Here is a 21,209-nt window from a genome sequence, read left to right on the forward strand (position 1 = left end):
ATAATAGGAACTATATAGAGGGAGGCATAGCTTCCCTCTATTAATTTGTACGAGCCTTCATCACATTATCACATTAGGCGTATGAGCTACTTCTACTACAAACCCATTCGGATCATAAAAATCTACTGTAAAAACACATGAATTTCTCTAAATCCCCCACCCAAAACTCAATATGATGAATACCTGGTTCAAACCGCTGCATCTCTTTAGCTTCTCCTCTTTCATCATGAATGAACAGATTGTACGACTTGTAAAATTTCATTCGGTGTATTCACCATATAATCTGGAGAATCTTCTTTAATCGTTTCCATCACATCATATCCCCATCCAACCCATATGACATTCACACCAACCTTTTTACAAGCAACGATATCTCTCTGTTCATCACCAACATACACCATATTTTTTTCTTCTATTTTTTTAGCCTTTAAAAATTTCTTAATAATTTTATCTTTACCAAACAGATTTTTCGAACAAAAAACATCTTGAATATTTTCCATTTGATTATTATGTAAAAACGCTCTAATATGTTCTTCTGAATTGGATGATATAATCGCTATTTCATAACCTTTTCTATGTAATTCATCTAATACACCCTTCATTCCATTAAACAAAACAAGATCCTTAATAGCAGGCTGATATAACTTATAAAACTCTACTGCTAAAAAAGGAAGTTTATAGATTGGTACGTGAAGCTGTTTACATCTTTCAGAAATAGATAATTTTCGTAAAGGTTCAATGTCTTCTTCTCTTACTGTTTTATATCCATGATTCTCGGCAAGTTGATTATAAATAGGAACAAATATGTCTTGTGAATCTACTAATGTACCATCAAAATCAAACACAACATATTTCAACATAATGAATACTCCCTTATCCTCTTTTTTAAACAAATCTAAACATATTTTATTCGCTGTTAAGACCTCCTTCACCTTTAATTTTCACATCTATAAGAACAAAAAAGAACAAGGTCATCCCCCTTGTTCTTTTTCATTAAGATAGCCATTTCGGTGGCATATTCGTATTCCAATAAATATCTCCTAGCTCATGATGCGCTGTATATCCATCATCAAAGCGATGGTAATGGAAATTAAAATAGTATCCATCTTGCGGTGGGTGATCACGCCTTACATGAAAACGCAGTAAATCGTTTCCTGTTTTCGTATCATATACATGAAAAATCTTTTCATTATTTCCACCTGCTGGTTTCTGTGAAATTGCTAATGATTGTAGTGACTCCTCTGGTATATCTGTTGCAAGTTCTGCAATTGCTTCTTCTATTTTAGGTAAAATAATATCTTTAAATTCATCTTCAATGACAGGTCCAATTTTAGAACCGAACTTTTGCATAGATTGTTTTTCGGCCTCTTGCATTGCATAGGTGAGAAAGGTATCTGCGGTTAACCTTTCACGCTCTTCTTCATATGTATAGGACGTCTGCTCCAAATTTTGTTGCCTTGTAGGCTTGTCCGCTTTTGCATTATCAAGCAAAATAGAAGGAGGCGTCACTAAGCCAAATGTAAATACAGTAATTAATGCAACTAACGTCTTTCTAAACCAATTTGGCATTTTTTATTCCCTCCTCTTTCACTACTTATATTTTTATAACAGTTGTTTCTTCTATTATACAAAATGATGCTAATTTTTGCACTTTACAAATTTATTAACTTTCATATTTTTTTCATTTGAATATGGAATAGTAAGATTTCATATAATATAAATACAACAATAGTGAGGGGGATTTTTAATGACTCTAGATGTCATGTACTCCGTTATAAGTATTTTTGTTCTTTTATATTTTATTTATCAGTCGATTACAGACTAAAAAAGAGCCATTACGGCTCTTTTTTCTATGGTAAAAATACAATCCAGCCTATTACGATTAATAAGAAGATCCCAATGATGATAGCTGGTAATAAATAAAACTGTGCGAGTATAACTGTTCCGTAAATGAAAACAGCCGGAATAAACAAGCACATTTCTGCCTTTCCTTTTAACAATAATAGCTTCCCTTGCTCACAATATAATTGAAGAAACATTTTTTTAGCAAATTCATTCCATTGATCACCTGAATAACGTGCAATTGCAACACAGGCAAAAACAATAATAATAAGTGCAATCCACCAAGGCGTTATTTTCACAGATGCTGCACTCATAAAAATAATTTTAATATAAAACCCCAGAGAAGCCCCTGATCGAAAATATTCCTTTAAAAATGATTCAATAATACGCGAATCAGATTTTTTCCCCATTATATGCTTCGAACGTGGAAACAACCATGGTTTCGAGCTATTACTTGGCTTCGTTGTTTGACCACTGAATTGCATGATTTCCATCGTCCAGCGCATTCCTTCTTCCTTTTCTTTTTCAACTTCCTTAAAAAAGAAACGTTGATAGTTCATCTTTTGTTTTATCAAAATTACACTAATTCCAATCAATACAATGATAAATAGTATTGCATATACTGGATGTTGAAAACCTAAAAACACACCACTTGCCATACAAATAAAACTCATAAAAAATACGATAATCTTTACAATCCATAATATCCAGCGCTTGCCTCCACGTACATCCATATACCTTATTAATAGTGATAACATAAATCGAAAAACGGTAAAGAACAGCCAAAATAATATGACTTGTAAAAGAGATGCATCCATACTCTTAACCAATATAGGTAACATAATGAGCGTTACAATAATATTTGTTATACTTATTCTAATACATGTATATAACATGCCGTATTTCATTAACTTTTGCATATGAACTGGATGTTGAATTAAAAATAGGCTATCCGCTTGCTCCAAAAACGAACGCATTCCTCTTGAATATGTAACAAAGGAAAACACAAACAAACCTATTAAAAAATAAGCAGGTTCTTCTGCAGATAATTCTCGCGTCCATAATGAACGATAATAAATTCCACTAAATATAAACGCTGGAATGATAATATAGAGAGCTACCGTCCAATCCGTAACAGAGCGAATCGATTTCCATTTCCTCTGCAATTCATGATGTAACCTTTTATAAAATTGTTGTTTCATCATGTTGTTCCCGCCTTACGATTGCATCAAAACAATCTAATAATGGACTGTCTGGCATTTCCGCTAGTGATTGAATCGCTTGTAGATTTCCATCCGCTAATAATGTGCCTTGTGAAATAAGTAAAAATCGTTCACATATTCTTTCCGCTGTATCTAGTACATGGGTACAAAGTAAAATCCCAGCCCCACGCTCTTTCTCTTTATATAAGAAGTTTAAAAATTCTCGTGTTGCTACTGGATCTAATCCAATAAACGGTTCATCGATAATATAGAAATCTGGCTCTGTTAAAAATGCCAAAATTAACATGGACTTTTGTTTCATCCCTTTTGAAAACTTCGATAAGTATTCATGCTTATGCTTTTCCATTCGAAATATATGTAATAACTCCCGTGCGTGTTCCTCCCAACTCCCTGCTTCACATCCACGTGCAGCCATTAACAATTCAATATGTTCCCATAGTGTTAAATAATCATAATATGTTGGTTGTTCTGGCACATATGCATACGGATTCTTTTTTTCACCAAACGAAATGTCACCATCTATATTTGCAAGCAAGCCAAGCATTGATTTAATTGTCGTACTTTTCCCGGCACCATTTGCACCAATAAGAGCAACCAATTCACCTTTTTCAATTGAAAATGCTATATCATGGATTGTTTTTTCTCCTGTTTCATAACCCGCTGAGCGAATTTCAACTTGTAACAAATTACTTCCCTTCTTTCCACTTACAGTAAACTTCAGGAAAATTATAACATGTTTTCTATTAAAATGTTATTCTTTATATCTAATTTATTAAATATTGATTTTACCAGCAGGAAAAAAAACTTTTTGACAGAATATTTAAAGTTTGAAGTTATTAATTTATTACATATGGAGATGGTTATATGACATTTCACATTCGAAAAGCGACTGTGAATGATATAGAAGCACTATGTTCACTAACAAAAGAACTAAAGGGTTCCTCTATTTCTCATGAAGATATGGAAAATCGTTTGCAATTTGTTGAAATGAGTCCGTTTGATTTCCTATATGTTTACGAAGAAGATAATCATATATATGGGTTTCTCGGATTCCGTATACGAGAGAACTTAGAAGATGTGACACGATATGGGGAAATTTCAATTATTAGTGTTGATTCCACAGCACGCAGAAAAGGAATCGGACAAATTTTAATGGATTATGCTGAGCAATTAGCAAAAAAACATAATTGTATTGGAACATGGCTTGTGAGTGGTACACAAAGAAAAGAAGCTCATCCGTTCTATAAAAAATTAGGATACGAAGTAAATGGATATCGATTTGTTAAATATTTTTAATCTATTAAGAGGAAGGAACTTATTATTATGACAAACATTCAAGCAATCTTTATCGACCGTGATGGAACAATTGGCGGCGACACCACTGTACATTACCCTGGTGAATTCACCTTATTTCCATTTACACAAAACTCCTTACACGCATTAAAAGAACAAAATATAAAACTATTTTCCTTTACAAATCAGCCTGGTATTGCCGATGGAAAAGCAACCGTAGATGACTTTAGCCAAGAGTTAGAAGCATTCGGTTTTGACGACGTTTATCTTTGTCCTCACAGACATGGAGATGGATGCGAATGCCGAAAACCAAGTACAGGCATGCTCCTGCAAGCAGCAAAAAAATATAATCTTGATTTAACAAATTGTATTGTTATTGGTGATCGCTGGACTGACATCGTTGCAGGTACAAGCGTTAATGCAACAACAATATTAGTACAAACGGGTGCTGGATACGACGCCTTGCATACATATCGTGATAAATGGGCTCATATTGAACCAAGTTATATTGCAACAAATTTTGAAGATGCTACAAAATGGATATTGGAACGATGAATGCCCACTTGTTGATTTGAAATGAAGTCACGATATTCTCCCCCTTTAGATATAATTTCAAAAGGGGATTTTTTATATTTAAAAGAAAAATATTAAAGAGTATTACAGCGCAGGAACAGTTTGTTTAACAAGGAAAGCGATACTACAAAAATTCATGTGAAAAATATAATATACCTTGAACTCTCCACAACTTAAGAGCCTTACAAAATGTTTGAAATTGCAATGTTCTTAATATAAAAGCTCAACATACGAATCTCGTACGTTGAGCTTCTAATATGTATTCATTTTTAAAAAGTTAACTCATAATGAAAATAACGATTATCTCTCAAATATCCATTCTCCGCATATAATCGTTGCGCTGAAATATTATCAATTTCCGTTTGTAACTTCAAACCTTTTGCACCATTTTCTAATGCAAAAGTTCTAGCTGCTTCTAACAATTTCTTTCCAGTACCTGCCCCACGTTTATTAGCTTGTACAAATAAATCATTTAAAATCCATAATTCCTTCATCGAAACAGATGAAAAAGAGGGATATAATTGCGTAAATCCAAGATATTCTCCATCTTCAACAGCTACAAAAATGACAGATTCATTTCTCTCGATACGATTACGCAAAAATGTTTTTGCTTCTTCTACATTCGATTCTTGCTTATAAAATACACGATAATTGTTAAATACTTCTGCTAATCCATCTAAATCTGCAATTGTTGCTTCATAAATTTTCATTTTGTTCCGCTCCCTTTCCAATACTCTTTCATAAGATCCGTTACCCATTCAGGTTGTGTAATATCTTCATTTGGTAAAAATTCTTTCATAACAGGCTTTATATCCAATATAGGAGTACCATCAATTGCATCTAACCCTTTAACTACAATTGATTTCCCTTCTCTCCTTACAACTTTTGCAATTGTCGCTCCCAATCGATTTGGGCGATTTTTCCCTCGCTGTGCAAAAATACCTACTTTCGGATATTCCTTATTATTTCGTGGATGTCTAGCCGAATATTGAATCTGTTCATCTGTCACTTTATGAAAATAAAAGATTACTTCAATATACGAAAAACTTTCAATGCCTTGTATGCTCTCTTCTGCATATGAATCTGTTAATGTAATAAGAGATTGTACATCTCCCCATTCATCATCCATTATCATTTTTCTTTCATTATGTACAAAAGCAATTGGCTGAAGTGAAAACATCCATACTCCCCCTTTTTGTAACCACTTACATTATAAAATATTTTCTGAATGTTTTCCATCTATACAGTTGCATTAGTTTACATAATAAAGTTATGCTGTTAATTTTTATTCTCTTGCACTGCATTCAAATACCTGCCTAAAGAGATGTTCACAGCTTCAACTGCATGTATAAAAGTTGTATCAAATAAAGGAACTTGAGAATCTTCCTGTTTTACTAATAGCCCTATTTCCGTACAGCCTAATATAATTCCTTCTGCTCCGTTTTGTACTAAGCGATTTATTATTTCTTTATAGGAATCTCTTGATACTTGATTAATTTCTCCTAAACATAATTCATTATATATGATCCCATTTATCAGTTCCCTATCTGCTTCATTTGGTACAATTATTTTTATTCCATTCTGTTCTATTCGAGATTTGTAAAAATCCTGTTCTATTGTATATTTCGTTCCAAGTAAACCAACTGATCGAATTCCATGTTTTTTTATTTCTATAGCTGTTGCATCCGCAATATGCAAAATAGGGATACTCACCTTCTCTTTAATATTACTAATAACTTTATGCATTGTATTCGTGCAAATAACAATGAAGTCCGCTCCAGCTTTCTCAAGAGAATATGCAGCTTCTCCTAATACTTCCCCCGCCTTTTCCCAATCACCTTCAGATTGATAATATTCGATCTCTGCAAAGTCAACGCTGTATAAAAGACATTTTGCTGAATGTAATCCTCCTAATCTCTTTTTTACTTGTTCATTTATTATCCGATAATATTCAGCCGATGACTCCCAGCTCATCCCACCGATAAGGCCTATCATTTGCATCCTCCTCATCATCCCCTTCATTTTCTCATTTAAAATTCACATAAAACTATCTTATTATGTAATTTTAACATAACAAAAAGGACATTTGTTAAACAAACAAATATCCTTTTTATGTCTGCTATACAATTCCAGTTAAACTATAAACCCCAATCACCACAAAAACAGCCAATGTTTTAATAATAGTAATCGCAAAAATATCACGATACGATTGTTTATGTGTTAAACCTGTTACAGCTAATAAAGTAATAACCGCACCATTATGAGGTAATGTATCCATTCCTCCTGATGCCATTGAAATTACTCTATGCATGACTTCAAATGGAATATTATGTTGCTCTGCTGCCGCAATATATTTCTCTGACATCGCACTTAAGGCAATACCCATTCCTCCTGATGCTGATCCAGTAATTCCTGCAAGGACGTTTGTAGTCACTGCCCCATTAACAAGCGGATTCGTAAATGTTGTAGAAATGCTGTCTCGAATAACACCAAAACCAGGTAATGCTGCTATAACTCCTCCAAAACCATATTCGGCTCCAGTATTCATAGCTGCAAGCAATGCACCTCCAATACTTGCATTTAAACCAGCTTGAAATCCTGTAAATAGACGTTTCCAATTTAAAATAATCGTTGTAATAATCCCAATCAACAGTGCCAGTTCTACAGACCATACTCCTAGTACACCCGAAAGTTCTACTTTACCAAACGTATTTAATCCAATTGTTGAAAAATCAAATCCCTTCGGATACCATGTCGGAATCGCTACTGTAAAAACTTTATTCATTATCCCTACTAAAATAAGTGGTACAAATGCAAGCACTTGGCGAAGTGGTGTAATTTCAGGAGCTTGAATAGCTGATTTTACATTTTGTTCTGTTTCTGTTGTGGCAGCCATTTCAGGATTTTCATCTCCAAATTCATAATATCCTTCTCCACTTTCCTCTGCCTTTTTTCGTCTTCTTTCTAAATACAACATACCAACAAGGAATACAAAGATTGCTCCGATAATCCCAAGAAATGGTGCTGCATAAATATCTGTTTTAAAAAACGTGGTCGGAATAACGTTTTGAATTTGCGGTGTTCCTGGAAGAGCATCCATTGTAAACGTAATCGCACCAAGAGCAATCGTTCCAGGTATTAATCGTTTTGGGATATTCGCCTCTCGAAATAAATTAGCTGCAAATGGATATACCGCAAAAGCAACTACAAACAAACTAACACCACTATAAGTTAATATAGCTCCCATTAGGACAATTGCTAACATGGAACGTTTGACACCAACTAGCTGAATAATTGTCTTTGCAATAGACTCCGCAATCCCTGACATTTCTACTACCTTACCGAAAATTGCTCCGAGTAAGAAAACAGGAAAATATAATTTAATAAATCCAACCATCTTTTCCATAAAAATATTAGAGAAAAACGGCAATACGTGACTTGGTTCTGTTAATAAAACAGCAAATAACGCACAAATTGGAGCGAATAAAATAACCGAAAAACCACGATACGCAACAAACATAAGCATGCAAAGAGCTAATAAAATAATTACTAATTCCATCTCCTGCCCCCTTTTCATTTCCGTGGAAATATTTGAAGAAAATTCTGAAATTTTATAAAGTAATTATAGAAGTCTCATATTGATAATCAAAACATATACGATATAATTTTTTCACTTCATGATAAGATGGAATGCGCGGGTTATTGCTTGGACTTCCACTAGCAAGTGCATCTTTCGCCATTTTTGGAAGTGCATTTTCAAATTCAATCTGATCAATTCCATACTCCCTCAGATTAGGAATTTGAAGGGCGGAACAAAGTTGCTTTATTTCAAAAATCGCCTGATTGGCAACCTCTTCATCAGGAAGTGAATATAAATCTGGATTGATGTGCCGTCCGATATCTGCAAGTCGCTTGACTGAACAAACCTTTGTGAAATCTAAAACAGCTGGTAATAACATTGCATTAGATATGCCATGAGGCACATGAAATAGCGCTCCAATCGGACGAGACATTCCATGAACTAATGTAACCGATGCGTTTGAAAAGGCGATACCAGCTTGTAAAGAGGCAATCATCATCGCTTCTCTCGCTTCCATATTATCTCCATCTTCATAAGCAATACGTAAATATTTCATAATACTTCTTATCGCTGAAAGTGCTAGTACATCAGTAAGAGGCTGTGAAAATCTAGAAATATAAGCTTCAATTGCATGACATAATGCATCTATTCCTGTTGCAGCAGTAATATGAGGTGGTACAGAACGTGTCAATACAGGGTCAATAATTGCTATTTGCGGGGTAAAGCTTGGGTCCTTAATCATCATTTTTACATCTGTTTTTTTATTTGTAATAACAGCAACACTTGTCACTTCCGATCCGGTACCAGATGTTGTTGGAATTGCAATGAGCGGTAATGGTTGCTTTTCTATTTCCATATGATTTTGGACATAATCTTCAATCTCTCCACCATTTGTAAACAGCACTGCTACAGCTTTCGCCGCATCAATACAACTTCCCCCACCAAGTCCAATAATAAAATCACATTTTGACTCTGCGCATATCGTTAGCGCTTCCAAAACATGAATATTTGTTGGTTCCGCATTTACATTTTCATAAGTAATAACATCTATTTTTTTTGCTTTTAGTAGTTTCACACACGCATCGATATAGCCAAGCTTTTTCATAATAGAATCACTGATAATAAAAGCTCTTTTTCCTAATTTTATTGCTTGTTCCCCTAATTTATCAAGTGAACTTCTCCCATACAAAACATTCTTTGGCATACGAAATTCCGCGATCTCTTGCAAGTAACCCACCCCTTCTTTCCCTACTAAATATTTTATAATGTGAAACTTCTATTGTATAAATTATCAAATTTAATATTCCACTTCGAATAATTATTTCCTCCCAGACTAATAAATTTATTAGTAGATTCCTGTAAATGTATAAAAGGCAATTACTAAAAATACAGCAACCGTTTTCAATATTGTCACCGCAAATATATCACGATACGATTGTTTATGCGTTAATCCTGTCACAGTAAGGATTGTAATAATTGCTCCGTTATGTGGCAGTGTATCCATTCCTCCCGATGCCATTGAGACAATACGATGCATAACTTCAAGTGGAATATTATATTGTTCAGCCGCCGCAATAAATTTATCCCCCATAGCACTTAAAACGATTCCCATGCCTCCTGAAGCTGAACCTGTAATACCAGCAAGAATATTCGTTGTCACCGCTCCATTCACGAGTGGATTCGTAAATGTTGCAGAAATACTATCTCGCATAATCGCAAAACCTGGAAGTGCTGCAATCACACCACCAAAGCCGAATTCTGCTCCTGTATTCATTGTTGCAAGCAAAGCTCCTCCAATACTCGTATTCAATCCTGCTTGGAATCCTGTCACAACACGCTTCCAATATAATAAAAAGGTCGCTATAATTCCAATGATGAGTGCTAATTCTACCGACCATATACCAAGTACTGCACTTAACTCTACCTTACCAAATGCTTTCATTCCAATTGAAGAAAAATCAAAACCATTTGGATACCACTTCGGTATAGTCATCGTAAAAACTTTATTCATAACCCCCACTAAAATAAGAGGTATAAATGCAACCACTTGCTGTACTCTTGAAATTTCAATACTTTGTAGAGTAGTATGATTCTTTTGCTCTAACTCTAAGGATGCTGCCATTTCAGAATTTCCATCTTCAAAACCAAAATATCCTTCTCCAGCTGCTTTTGCCTTCTTACGCCGACTTTCTAAGTAAATTAATCCTAATGTTAAGACAAAAATAGCTCCTATAATGCCCAGTATAGGTGCTGCATAAATATCTGTTTTAAAAAATGTTGTCGGGATTACATTTTGAATTTGCGGTGATCCTGGTAGTGCATCCATCGTAAACGTGACAGCTCCAAGGACAATCGTGCCTGGTATTAAGCGTTTTGGAATATTCGCTTGACGAAACAATTTTGCAGCAAATGGATATACTGCAAACACAACAACATAAACACTGACACCACTATAAGTTAAAACAGCCCCCATTAAAACGATAGCCAAAATTGTTCGTTTTTCACCGACCAACTCAATAATCGTTTTAGCAATTGAATCCGCGATACCTGACATTTCTACTACTTTACCAAAAATCGCACCAAGTAAGAAAACTGGAAAATACAACTTAATAAAGCCTACCATTTTCTCCATAAAAATATTTGAAAAGAAAGGTAGCACAAAACTAGGTTCTGTTAAAAATACTGCAAACAAAGCAAAAATTGGTGCAAATAAAATCACTGAAAACCCTCTATAGGCAACAAACATAAGCAAACTAAGTGCTAATAAAATAATGACTAGCTCCAATTCTCTCACCTTCTTTTAATTGAAAATTCAATCTTTTTTATCTAGATTTTTTCTATGTATTCCTTACAAAATATCATTTTTATAACAATCAAATACTGACACCCCTCCTCCTTTTCTAACAAAATTTTTATGATTTAAATAGCATATTTATTACTTATTCTATTACATACGAAAAATCCCTTTAAACGAGAACGAATTCGCTATCACTCGTTTTAAAGGGATTTTCTTCTTTTATATTATATTTTTTAATTTTTATCTTTTGCATACAAGTTCCGTAACTCTTCGACATGTTTCACAACATAGGCCACCCCTGTACTTCGAATTTTCAATTTGTTTTTTCAAACATTAGATTCTTCTTAACAGTATGAGTCACGGATAAATATACCCAAAACCATGTTCTTGTTATATTATAAGTATAATTTCATAGAAAAATGGTGACCAAAAATGACGATAACATTAATTTTCATAATGGCTTTTACAATCATCATCCATGCAGTCGAAACTAGTTCTTATAGTATTCGACTTGCAGGAGTTCGTTTAAAGAAAATCGCCGTTGCATTATCCGTAGTTGGGATGGTATTACTCATTTCACGAACATCCAACTTACTACAAGCTTTTTTACTTGGTGGTATTATCGATCAGGCGAAGAGTGGTGCTTCAATTAATTTAGAAAGTACGATGCGCCTTGTTTTATTATCCGCTTCTATCGGTACACTGCTCGCGATTATTTTATATCCAACTTTAACGAAGCTATTTGGATATGTCATTCAAAACTTTGAAACAGATGGTTCATTTATTCGAATGATGAAAACAAACAATATGCAAAAATTGAAGTATACAAAAAAGTATGTTCGTTTTCCAAAATTTGAAATGATTCATCGTATGCGAGTTGGCGGCATTCCAAAACGAATTATGCTCATTAATATGTTTGCAACCGCAATTTATACTGCGGGGGTTCTTTCCGCCTTATATGCTTCTTATTTAAATCCAACTTATGCAACGAAAGCAATCACGGCTTCTGGCCTTATTAATGGATTTGCTACAATCTTATTGACTGTACTGCTAGATCCGCGTATTGCCCTTTTAACAGAACGTGCGCTTCAATCAGAAAATGGTGCAGATACAATGAGTAAGATGTTCGGTTGGCTTATGATTTCAAGATTCCTCGGTACATTATTAGCGCAGCTTTTATTTGTACCTGGTGCACATTGGATTTTATGGATTATTAAACTCACACAATGAGGAACTACTACATCATTCATAATAGTAGCAATACTTGATGAAGCGAAAGGTCATATTATATTCAAAACTTTTTAAATCAATCAAATAAAAAAGCACATTTTATAAGGAGGCATATGTCTATCAAAACCGAACAAGATATTATTAAACTCATACAAAACGATAGTTGGATGATGGAAATATTACAGACAGCAAGATCCCTACAACTACCTGATTGGTGGATTTGTGCTGGATTTGTTCGTTCTAAAATTTGGGATGTTCTTCATGGATATGAAGTAAGAACTCCAACGCCAGATATAGATATCATCTATTTTGACCCGTTACATATTAGTGAAGCCACCGAAAAAGAATTAGAAAATAAGCTTAAAAGTATAGATTCTACTATTCCATGGTCCGTGAAAAATCAAGCTCGTATGCATGTAGTCAACAACATGCCACCTTATTCATCTTCAGTCGATGCAATATCTAAATTTCCAGAAACTGCAACCGCTCTTGGTGTTACATTAGATGAAGAAGAAAACGTTGTGTTAACAGCGCCTTGCGGAATTGAGGATGTTCTCGCATTACAAGTGAAACCAACACCTCATTTCCTCGAAACGAAAGAGCGCACTAATATGTATGAAAAAAGGTTACAAAAAAGAACTGGCAAAGTAAATGGCCTAACATTACAATCTTCCATCCTGAAATTTAACATGAAGAAAGAAGGTGCTTCTCATTTTATGAAGCACCTTTTCCTAATTTATTTCAAAAAATCAATCATAGTTTCTGCAAAACGATCTGCCGCTTCATAATGTGGTGTATGCCCACTCTCTTCAAAAACAGTCATCTCACCATTTTGAACCTCTCTTTGAAATATTTCAATTTGTTTTTCACAGGTTACCACATCATGTTTTCCTACAATTAGCAACATCGGATTCTCCACATCTTTTAATTTTGATAATAATGATTGATGAATTTCCCCTTCCTCTTTCAATCTTGTAAAATGAATTTCGGAACGATTATAAAACTCTTCCCACTCTTCCTCGCTATATAAACTATAATCCGTTTCATCCTCAACATTATTATAGAGTTCCATTCTGTGTTCTTCTAATTCATCACTCAATCTTAAATACGCTTCTAGTAATTCCTCTGAACTAGCATTACTCTCTGAAATAGCTATACATTTGTTCCCCTGTTTTTCTTTTCCGTACTTTTTTAATAGAACTCCTGTCTTTTTTAATAAAGCTCTACTTGTTAAGGCAAAATCAAAAGTAGGTCCTTCAAAGATGATCTTTTGAATAGATTGTGGATACTCTGCTGCATATAACAATGCTAAAAATCCGCCAAAAGAATGTCCAATAACAGACCATTGTTCAATTCGTAACATCTTCCTTAACTCTTCGCAGTCCTCAATAATATCTCGTAATCCAAATTGCTCTTCTTGCCTAATTTCCTCCGAACGTCCTACTCCGCGTTGATCAATGGCGATGAGCCAGAGAAAATCTTGTAATCTATGTGCTTGATGATAGGAAAAATCAAAACACATCTCACCAGGACCTCCATGAAGAAACAATACAGGATGATTTTCTCGTGATCCATACATCTCCACATATAGCTTTTTCCCACGCACTTCCAACAATCTACCTTGTAAAAGTACTTCTTTGTCTTGTTTCATCTTTTTCTCCTCCTATTTTCATATTTTAACCCTTTATACAAATAGGAGGACCACGAATCTGAACACGTTATATATCTGTTGCGTAATAATTCATTTTATCCACCACTTTTTTACTGAATATTATAACATTTCAAGTTAAATAATCCCTATCACATTCAAAAATACAATGACAATCGCAATCGGAGCGACAAATCGAAGCAAGAATACCCAGCAAGTAAATACTGATTTCCCGTAATTCCCACCAACAAAGAATTCTGCTTCTAATACCTTTTTCTCCATTTTAAATGAGACGAAAATACTTATAAATAAAGCTCCAAGTGGCATTAAAATATTACTAGATAAAAAGTCTACCGCATCAAAAATGTTTTTACCAAAGATTGTAATATCACTCCATACACCAAATGAAAGTGCAGATGGGATACCTATTAAGAAAATTAAAAATCCAATAATCCATGACAATTTCTTTCTTCTTTCCTGCTGTCCATTTGCTAGTGCTGAAACAACTGTTTCAAGTAAAGAAAATGCAGATGTTAACGTTGCAAATGTAAATAGTGCAAGAAATACTGTTAAGAAGAAATTTCCAAATGGGATTTGACTAAATACAGATGGTAATACGATAAATAACAAACCTGGTCCTTCAGTTGGCTCCATTCCTAGTGAAAATACTGCTGGAAAAATAGCAAGCCCTGCGAATAGAGAAACAAATAGGTTCAGTCCAACAATCGTTACCGCTGAACGTGGTAAACTTTCTTTTTTATTTAAGTATGAACTATACGTGACCATGATTGAAATCCCTATACTAATTGCAAAAAATGATTGTCCCATTGCAAACAAAATACTTTCTGATGTAATTTTTGAGAAATCAGGCTGTAAGAAGAATTTGACTCCTTTCATCGCATCATCAAGTGTTAGTGATCGAACAATAAGAGCGACAAATAAAACAAACAATGCTGGTAACATATATTTGCTTGCTTTTTCAATTCCATTTTGTACCCCTTTTGATACAACCCAAATCGTAATAAACATAAAAGCAAAATGACCAACAATTGCCCAAACTGGATCCCCGATTGTTTCTGTAAATAAAGAAGCGTAATTTTGCTGTGGTGTAATAAGTTGTCCGGTAATACCTCTAAATAAATAGATTAATACCCAGCCTCCAACAACACTATAAAATGATAGCAAAATAAAACAAGTTCCAACGCCAAGACGCCCAATCCAATGCCAACCTGTATTTGGTGCGATACTCTTAAATGCCCCAATCGCTTGCTTCTGTGTACTACGCCCTATCATAAATTCCGCTAATAGTAACGGAAGTCCGATTAATACAGTAAACAATATAAAGATTAAGAAGAATGCTCCTCCCCCGCTCTTTCCAGCAATATAAGGAAATTTCCATATTGCTCCAAGTCCAATTGCAGAACCTGCTGCTGCCATTATAAAACCTAATTTCGAAGTCCATTGCTCCGTCTGCTTCATCTTCTTTTCCTCCTAATTATATCCTTTTATATCAATAAACAAATATTATTGACCAATCCAAATAAAACCTCCATTTCTTCCTATATATAATAAAAAATGGCCCAGCATCTCTTTATATAAAGAGACGCTAAGCCATTTACTTAACGCGGTACCACTCTTATTGATTCCATTATGAATCCACCTTAGCAGTAATCGTTTGATTACAAACCTGTTATCGAAGGTTAACCGTTAAGATTTACTAAGAATTAGACTTCTGTTCCACCTTACTGCTCCTAGGCGAGTTCAGGATGTTATTTGACTATGTCGCACCAACCCATAGCTCTCTGTACAAACACATGACCTTACTACTCCTATTCAACACACTTTAATATTCTGAATATAATTCCTTTTGAAATTACTACGAATTATATCGGTTATATGTAAGACTGTCAAGCAAGATATTTATTTTTTTGTCGAAAAAAGTTTTAAAACCAAAAGATTACGTTAATATATTAATTAAAATACATTAATGTCTAAACAGGGATTCGATTCTTTACTTATGTAATACTAGTAATCATTTCAATTCCTGTTTTTTATACGTTTTTTTTCTGTTTTCGCAACGCTTTTGGAATGTATACACAGAAAGGTTCACTTTCCATGTAATCTCCGGTCATCGCAAACGCTCTGGAACGAGATCCTCCGCAAACATATCGAAACTCACAAACTCCGCACTTTCCTTTATACTTGTCCGGATTACGCAAGTCTTGGAAGACAGGGGCGTTTCGATAAATATCAGCTAGTGGTGTTGTTCTAACGTTCCCTGCTTTGATAGGTAATAACCCACTTGGATATACATCTCCAATATGAGAAATAAATACAAAACCGTTTCCATCATTCACCCCTTTTGGAGCACGTCCAAGCCCATCTATTTGCCCCGTCATTCCATTCATCAATACATCCTGATATTGAATAGGCTGATCCATTTTTTTATTTTCTTTCATTTTTTGTTGAATAACAACGCGTCTATAGTGCTGAGCAGCAGTTGTTTTAATATCAAAAGAAACCTTTTTACTTAGTTGATATAGCCATTGGAATACCCTTTCATGCTGAGCTGGTGAAATCATATCTGTTTCCTTGCCGCGCCCCGTTGGAACTAAGAAAAATACACTCCACAGCACACAATCTAATTCTTCTACTAAAATTGCCATATCTTCAAGTACATTCACATTATAATTAGAAACAACAGTATTAATTTGAATAGGAATTTTTAATTCATGCAAGTAACGAATCGCCTTCATTGTTAATTCAAATGACCCATCTGTCCCTCTAAAATGATCGTGTATTTCAGCTGTTGGTCCATCTAAACTAAATGCCCATCTAGCAAGTCCTATTTCTTTTGCTTTTCGAATCGTTTCTTTTGTAACATTTGGGGTAGCACTTGGTGTCATGGATACCCGAACACCTTTTTTTACCGCATAATCCGCAATATCATATACATCCGGACGCATTAACGGATCTCCGCCAGTAAAAACAAGCATTGGATTATCCATTTCATATATATCATCAATTAGTTTTTTCCCCTCTTCAAATGTTAGCTCAAGAGGATGACGATGATACTGAGCTTCCGCACGACAATGAATACATTTTAATTGACATGCTCTTGTTAACTCCCATATTACAATAAATGGATTTTTATTAAAATCACGATTAATCAAGATTAAAACCTCCTATCGATTTATATTCTAATTGTAAAGTTATATAAGCATTTATGTTGTGAGATACATCACGCATGAAATTTCAAGTATAAAGAAAAACTTTTATCCGTGGAGGGTTCTTCATCCTTCACTGATTATTAGCCTGCTTCTCACCTATCTTTTTTGTTTTCACTGAAATTTGAGGTTTTGGGGGCTTACTACCCAAAAACAGTGGGATAAAAGAATGTGCAGTCACTTCACATTTCTAACACTGCTGTTAATCTCTTTTATTGACATGTTATTTTGTCAGCGCCCAAAGAATTCGCAAAATAATAACAATCCTTATTCTCTCAAACAATTTATAGATTAACATGTCCACCGTTTAGACTAGCCTTTTATCTTGTCCCTTTAAAAATTCTTTACCCTCAAAAATCTAGCAAAATAGCAATTTTACATTTCTTCCAATTCTTTTTTGAATCTTTTGTATATATCATAAAAATCTTGTTTTTCAACATCGTCTTCCCAAGTTATATTTTTTATATATTTTTGTATACTCTCTTCTAATTCAAAAAACTCGTTCCTATGAACATTACTACAGTCAGACATGTTCTCTGATAATATTTCTAGTAATTGAGAAGGATACATTTCTCCTGCTAAAGGATTTTCTTTAATAAAATATATAGCTCTTTTTATGGCTAAATCTTTTAAAATATCTTGCCTTATCAAAAAATATATATCACTTACTGTTAAATCATCTACCGTCTTGTTTAAAATCTCTTTATATTTTTTATCATATTTACAGTTAACACCAAAATCATCGTTAATTCTAAATATATCCTTTATTACGTTTTTATCACTCATCATTTTATTCCTCCAAAAGGTTTAAATAAATCTTCAATTCTCCTAATCTTAGTATCTGCCATATCTAAAGTTTCTTGTAAAACCTTTCTAATTGCCAGATAAGAATCATAATTTTTTAGGTATTTAATCGAATTTTTTTGAATTTAATCAATCCATCGTACACCCCTTCTGTATTTTCTAAATAATATAAATTAATTTATATGGATTTTACAATTTAATTTCTTTATAAATCTTTAAGTGTTCCACTAAGACCTATATCAGTTAAATACTTCGCTTAATTTTTCATTGATCCAATAGTATGTTTTTCTGTATAATTTTTTTATAAATAGAACTTTAACCATTGTTTTTAGATAGACTGAAGATATAAAGGTTCAAGGTATTTTACAGATGGAGAGCGAAGTTTCTAGACCGTCTATCGAAAGACTTATAAAACATAGTAATACTCTCAATGTAACACCTAACAATATTCTGATGAAAGACTACGATTATTATTTAATGAAAGGGGAAATGACTTTCTCTTATATTATGAATACTGTAGAAGATTTATAAGCCAACTACAAGGCCTGCTAGAGAAAAGAAAACCCATAGAAGGATTAATTCCTTTGATTCTCTTTCTTTTGTTTACGTGCAGCACAATCCTTATATTACTATGATTGAATCTTACTAAGAAAGTCTTCTAATATTTTTCTAGTTGCAACGCCAGCTTGTGGAATTAGATCATTTACTCGCTGTATAATTGAGGGGTTTTCCAATATAAGCTGTTTACTTTCTGAACTTGAAAAGCTTCTTAACGTATCTACGCATATTTCGAATAGTTCTTTGTCGTCTGTATCCAACATTATTAATAGCACTTTCAACTCATTCATACTACATTCATTATCCAGCAAATAGGCTAATTTCCGCTGCCACTCTAAAGGTTTAGTTACTGCCATATTAAGTAATTCTTCCCAATCATGAGATGAGAATTCCAGTAACATTTCTTGTGCAATTAAACACCCTTCATCATACCAATAGTCAACTGTAAAATACCCAAAAAGATAATCTTCAAATTCTTTATACATTTAAAAACCTCCTTTAATTATCTATAACATTGATGTAGTAAAACCGTTTAACAGCAGTGTAGCACCTACACTAGTTGGATATCCAGATACAATTTCATCACCTATTGTAATCACTTCTATTTGAACGCCATTAATTGTCTTTCTTTTGTAGATAGCTCTTTCCCTATCTCCGATGGGGTCGTTTATACCGATAATCTCAGCGGATTGATAAAACATTTAAACAATGCATTGTAATTTTTCTAGATTTCCATTTTTCACTTCTTTTAATTGTATCTATTTTTTCATTTCAAAAAAAACTGGAAGACTAATTATATCTTCCAGTTCAGATCATATAGACAAACTCTTCAACAAATAACATTGTGAGGAGAGTTGAACATAACCACTACCTCCTACTAAAGTATCATTTTTTTTGCATAGTCTATTCTCCCTTAAATTTTTCTTTTTCTTCCTCAAAAACCTTGCTAATAATGTCCTCTTCACAAACTATCCAATACCTATCCTCTTCGTAGATACAGTGGCAAAATTCTTCACAACTACCATACCAATTATCTGGTACATACTTTTCATAAGGTAATGGTTCCGGGTACATAGATAGCAGCTTTTTCTCAGTAAAATCTAAGAATAATGATGGTTTTAATTCTAAAATGGTAGTATCATACTCTTTTTTTAAAATCAATTCTCTTAAATCAGATGACGATACAATATTATTTGAATAATCATCTAAATATATCTTATAATTATTCTCGTTAACAACAGAAATATTATTTCTCAACGAAAGAGCAAACTCCATATTAAATTCATATCCATTACTTCTATAAGCTATACTATATTTATTAATATCTAGTATCCACACATCTCTTTCTGTTATATACCAAGAAAAATCATCAGAAGTTTTTATACCAACAATTATATTTTGCGCATACTTTGGTTTTAACATTATTCTAACCTTCCATCATTTATTCTATTCTTCTAGTAGTGTATTTCTCTAACCATTGAATCCATGATTTAGCAGGTAATTCATAACTTAGTACCAGGAATCGTAGGATCAACCAACTTCGAAGCTGTTCCACCCTGATTTTTAACTTTTTTTGAGTAACCATACTGATCAACTTTGGTTTCTTTAACCAAGTCAGCCAACTGTTTTTGAATTCTACTATTTCTTCTTCAGGTCTAGCAACATCTCTATAATATAAAGCATGTTCTAAATCATATGCACTTATATTTAAATCCGCATTTTTATTTGGTATGGAAATAATCCCATCTTCACTTACCTTAATTCTATATTGACTTGTATTTCTTTTCAAATGACATATTTTTAACCTCTTACATGATTTACAATTTCATATATAACCGGTTATTTCCGAATAAATAAAAAACTAGAAGACTAATTACATCTTCCAGTTCAAATCGTACAAGCAAATCCTCTCCAAAAAACACACAATAATTGATTACCATATTTATAAGAGTTCGAAGGCTTGGAACATTTTACTTTGGAATTTGAAAAAATAAATTCACTATTATAGGAAACGGCAAGCGGGTACACTCCGCTTGCCGATTTTTCATAGCTTCGTATGTATTTGAATTCCTTTCGCTTTCTCTTCTTCACCCTTCACGCGTACAATTAAATCATATGATCCGGATTTTGGCGCTTCAAAAGAAAGCAAACCTTCTTTTTGAGAAGTGACTTCTTCTTCATAAATGACCTTATCGTCTTTTGTGACTTGCAATAAAATCGTACCTTCTTCAACGGCTGCCTCATAAGGAATTTCCACATTTCCTTTTTCAGCTTTAATCGTTTGCACATCGTGATACCCTTTCAGGGAGCCAATTTTTAAAGTCGTTTCGCCATTGTTTTGAACCTTTGTGACTTTTGTTGCTGTATTGCATGCGCTTAACAATACAACAAGAGTGAGAATGAGAACTGAACGTAGCAATTTCATAGAGATCCC

The 21,209-nt window shown here is 33.7% G+C and carries 22 protein-coding genes, 1 pseudogene and 1 other annotated feature; of the genes and pseudogenes, 4 read left to right on the plus strand and 19 right to left on the minus strand.

Annotated features, from left to right (window positions below):
- Positions 1-224: 224 nt before the first annotated feature.
- From Y7E_RS0102435 to Y7E_RS0102450, 4 genes are all read right to left on the minus strand, one after another.
- Complete coding sequence (locus tag Y7E_RS0102435) at positions 225-860, minus strand: HAD family hydrolase (protein ID WP_026049062.1); 636 nt, start codon at positions 858-860, stop codon at positions 225-227.
- Positions 861-993: 133 nt separating this feature from the next.
- Positions 994-1,569, minus strand: coding sequence for a YpjP family protein (locus tag Y7E_RS0102440; RefSeq protein ID WP_017149732.1), 576 nt, complete (start codon positions 1,567-1,569; stop codon positions 994-996).
- A gap of 281 nt (positions 1,570-1,850) precedes the next feature.
- A complete protein-coding gene (locus Y7E_RS0102445; protein WP_017149733.1) occupies positions 1,851-3,047 on the minus strand; it encodes an ABC transporter permease in 1,197 nt (398 codons plus the stop codon).
- Complete coding sequence (locus Y7E_RS0102450) at positions 3,025-3,750, minus strand: ABC transporter ATP-binding protein (RefSeq protein ID WP_017149734.1); 726 nt, start codon at positions 3,748-3,750, stop codon at positions 3,025-3,027. The genes Y7E_RS0102445 and Y7E_RS0102450 overlap by 23 nt, the downstream gene beginning before the upstream one ends.
- Positions 3,751-3,929: 179 nt before the next feature.
- Between Y7E_RS0102450 and Y7E_RS0102460 the strand changes: the two genes are divergently transcribed.
- Entirely contained in the window at positions 3,930-4,361 is a 432-nt protein-coding gene (locus Y7E_RS0102460; protein WP_017149736.1) for a GNAT family N-acetyltransferase, read from the plus strand.
- Positions 4,362-4,388: 27 nt separating this feature from the next.
- Positions 4,389-4,913 (plus strand): HAD-IIIA family hydrolase, encoded by a 525-nt coding sequence (locus Y7E_RS0102465; RefSeq protein ID WP_017149737.1) that lies wholly within the window; start codon positions 4,389-4,391, stop codon positions 4,911-4,913.
- Between the two features lie 287 nt (positions 4,914-5,200).
- Here Y7E_RS0102465 and Y7E_RS0102470 read toward each other — a convergent pair whose 3' ends face one another.
- The 6 genes from Y7E_RS0102470 to Y7E_RS0102495 all read right to left on the minus strand — a co-directional run bounded on the left by Y7E_RS0102470 (position 5,201) and on the right by Y7E_RS0102495 (position 11,296).
- The gene (locus Y7E_RS0102470; RefSeq protein ID WP_017149738.1) at positions 5,201-5,641 is read right to left on the minus strand and encodes a GNAT family N-acetyltransferase; all 441 of its coding nucleotides are present in this window, start codon (positions 5,639-5,641) and stop codon (positions 5,201-5,203) included.
- Entirely contained in the window at positions 5,638-6,111 is a 474-nt protein-coding gene (locus tag Y7E_RS0102475) for an SAM-dependent methyltransferase (protein WP_017149739.1), read from the minus strand. Before Y7E_RS0102475 ends, Y7E_RS0102470 begins: the two co-directional genes overlap by 4 nt.
- Before the next feature lie 98 nt (positions 6,112-6,209).
- Entirely contained in the window at positions 6,210-6,932 is a 723-nt protein-coding gene (locus Y7E_RS0102480) for an aspartate/glutamate racemase family protein (RefSeq protein ID WP_026049063.1), read from the minus strand.
- A 118-nt stretch (positions 6,933-7,050) separates the two neighbouring features.
- Positions 7,051-8,490, minus strand: a complete 1,440-nt coding sequence (locus Y7E_RS0102485; RefSeq protein ID WP_017149741.1) for a GntP family permease — start codon at positions 8,488-8,490, stop codon at positions 7,051-7,053.
- 52 nt (positions 8,491-8,542) lie between these two features.
- On the minus strand, positions 8,543-9,739 hold the full coding sequence (locus Y7E_RS0102490) for an iron-containing alcohol dehydrogenase (RefSeq protein WP_017149742.1): 1,197 nt from the start codon (positions 9,737-9,739) through the stop codon (positions 8,543-8,545).
- Positions 9,740-9,856: 117 nt separating this feature from the next.
- Positions 9,857-11,296 (minus strand): GntP family permease, encoded by a 1,440-nt coding sequence (locus tag Y7E_RS0102495; protein ID WP_017149743.1) that lies wholly within the window; start codon positions 11,294-11,296, stop codon positions 9,857-9,859.
- A 444-nt stretch (positions 11,297-11,740) separates the two neighbouring features.
- Between Y7E_RS0102495 and Y7E_RS0102500 the strand changes: the two genes are divergently transcribed.
- Positions 11,741-12,538 carry a lipid II flippase Amj family protein gene (locus tag Y7E_RS0102500; protein ID WP_017149744.1) on the plus strand — a complete coding sequence of 266 codons (798 nt, stop codon included), beginning with the start codon at positions 11,741-11,743 and terminating at the stop codon, positions 12,536-12,538.
- Between the two features lie 113 nt (positions 12,539-12,651).
- A pseudogene (locus tag Y7E_RS29020) lies at positions 12,652-13,226 on the plus strand (nucleotidyltransferase family protein).
- Positions 13,227-13,274: 48 nt separating this feature from the next.
- Here the strand turns inward: Y7E_RS29020 and Y7E_RS0102510 are convergent.
- From Y7E_RS0102510 to Y7E_RS0102550, 9 genes are all read right to left on the minus strand, one after another.
- Positions 13,275-14,189, minus strand: coding sequence for an alpha/beta fold hydrolase (locus Y7E_RS0102510; protein WP_017149745.1), 915 nt, complete (start codon positions 14,187-14,189; stop codon positions 13,275-13,277).
- Positions 14,190-14,324: 135 nt separating this feature from the next.
- The gene (locus Y7E_RS0102515; RefSeq protein WP_017149746.1) at positions 14,325-15,665 is read right to left on the minus strand and encodes a sodium-dependent transporter; all 1,341 of its coding nucleotides are present in this window, start codon (positions 15,663-15,665) and stop codon (positions 14,325-14,327) included.
- Between the two features lie 117 nt (positions 15,666-15,782).
- Positions 15,783-16,032: a binding site (T-box leader), on the minus strand.
- Positions 16,033-16,237: 205 nt separating this feature from the next.
- Entirely contained in the window at positions 16,238-17,359 is a 1,122-nt protein-coding gene (locus tag Y7E_RS0102520; RefSeq protein ID WP_017149747.1) for a TIGR04053 family radical SAM/SPASM domain-containing protein, read from the minus strand.
- Positions 17,360-17,788: 429 nt separating this feature from the next.
- Positions 17,789-18,202: a contact-dependent growth inhibition system immunity protein gene (locus tag Y7E_RS0102525; protein WP_017149748.1), complete on the minus strand. Its 414-nt coding sequence runs from the start codon at positions 18,200-18,202 to the stop codon at positions 17,789-17,791.
- 644 nt (positions 18,203-18,846) lie between these two features.
- Entirely contained in the window at positions 18,847-19,260 is a 414-nt protein-coding gene (locus Y7E_RS0102530) for a hypothetical protein (protein ID WP_017149749.1), read from the minus strand.
- A gap of 21 nt (positions 19,261-19,281) precedes the next feature.
- Entirely contained in the window at positions 19,282-19,476 is a 195-nt protein-coding gene (locus Y7E_RS34140) for a hypothetical protein (protein WP_017149750.1), read from the minus strand.
- 202 nt (positions 19,477-19,678) lie between these two features.
- Positions 19,679-20,197 carry a hypothetical protein gene (locus Y7E_RS0102540; RefSeq protein ID WP_017149751.1) on the minus strand — a complete coding sequence of 173 codons (519 nt, stop codon included), beginning with the start codon at positions 20,195-20,197 and terminating at the stop codon, positions 19,679-19,681.
- A gap of 19 nt (positions 20,198-20,216) precedes the next feature.
- Positions 20,217-20,564, minus strand: coding sequence for a hypothetical protein (locus Y7E_RS0102545; protein ID WP_017149752.1), 348 nt, complete (start codon positions 20,562-20,564; stop codon positions 20,217-20,219).
- A 255-nt stretch (positions 20,565-20,819) separates the two neighbouring features.
- A complete protein-coding gene (locus tag Y7E_RS0102550; protein WP_017149753.1) occupies positions 20,820-21,200 on the minus strand; it encodes a BA_1872 family lipoprotein in 381 nt (126 codons plus the stop codon).
- Between the last annotated feature and the right edge of the window lie 9 nt (positions 21,201-21,209).

Origin of the sequence: Bacillus bingmayongensis (genome assembly GCF_000299035.1) — a bacterium.
Lineage (GTDB): Bacteria > Bacillota > Bacilli > Bacillales > Bacillaceae_G > Bacillus_A > Bacillus_A bingmayongensis.

Excerpts from the sequence above, each read along its gene's own strand:
- Y7E_RS0102435 (WP_026049062.1), bottom strand. The coding sequence starts at position 860 with ATGTTGAAATATGTTGTGTTTGATTTTGATGGTACATTAGTAGATTCA.
- Y7E_RS0102440 (WP_017149732.1), bottom strand. The coding sequence starts at position 1,569 with ATGCCAAATTGGTTTAGAAAGACGTTAGTTGCATTAATTACTGTATTT.
- Y7E_RS0102445 (WP_017149733.1), bottom strand. The coding sequence starts at position 3,047 with ATGATGAAACAACAATTTTATAAAAGGTTACATCATGAATTGCAGAGG.
- Y7E_RS0102460 (WP_017149736.1), top strand. The coding sequence starts at position 3,930 with ATGACATTTCACATTCGAAAAGCGACTGTGAATGATATAGAAGCACTA.
- Y7E_RS0102465 (WP_017149737.1), top strand. The coding sequence starts at position 4,389 with ATGACAAACATTCAAGCAATCTTTATCGACCGTGATGGAACAATTGGC.
- Y7E_RS0102470 (WP_017149738.1), bottom strand. The coding sequence starts at position 5,641 with ATGAAAATTTATGAAGCAACAATTGCAGATTTAGATGGATTAGCAGAA.
- Y7E_RS0102475 (WP_017149739.1), bottom strand. The coding sequence starts at position 6,111 with ATGTTTTCACTTCAGCCAATTGCTTTTGTACATAATGAAAGAAAAATG.
- Y7E_RS0102480 (WP_026049063.1), bottom strand. The coding sequence starts at position 6,932 with ATGCAAATGATAGGCCTTATCGGTGGGATGAGCTGGGAGTCATCGGCT.
- Y7E_RS0102485 (WP_017149741.1), bottom strand. The coding sequence starts at position 8,490 with ATGGAATTAGTAATTATTTTATTAGCTCTTTGCATGCTTATGTTTGTT.
- Y7E_RS0102500 (WP_017149744.1), top strand. The coding sequence starts at position 11,741 with ATGACGATAACATTAATTTTCATAATGGCTTTTACAATCATCATCCAT.
- Y7E_RS0102510 (WP_017149745.1), bottom strand. The coding sequence starts at position 14,189 with ATGAAACAAGACAAAGAAGTACTTTTACAAGGTAGATTGTTGGAAGTG.
- Y7E_RS0102515 (WP_017149746.1), bottom strand. The coding sequence starts at position 15,665 with ATGAAGCAGACGGAGCAATGGACTTCGAAATTAGGTTTTATAATGGCA.
- Y7E_RS0102525 (WP_017149748.1), bottom strand. The coding sequence starts at position 18,202 with ATGATGAGTGATAAAAACGTAATAAAGGATATATTTAGAATTAACGAT.
- Y7E_RS0102530 (WP_017149749.1), bottom strand. The coding sequence starts at position 19,260 with ATGTATAAAGAATTTGAAGATTATCTTTTTGGGTATTTTACAGTTGAC.
- Y7E_RS34140 (WP_017149750.1), bottom strand. The coding sequence starts at position 19,476 with ATGTTTTATCAATCCGCTGAGATTATCGGTATAAACGACCCCATCGGA.
- Y7E_RS0102540 (WP_017149751.1), bottom strand. The coding sequence starts at position 20,197 with ATGTTAAAACCAAAGTATGCGCAAAATATAATTGTTGGTATAAAAACT.
- Y7E_RS0102550 (WP_017149753.1), bottom strand. The coding sequence starts at position 21,200 with ATGAAATTGCTACGTTCAGTTCTCATTCTCACTCTTGTTGTATTGTTA.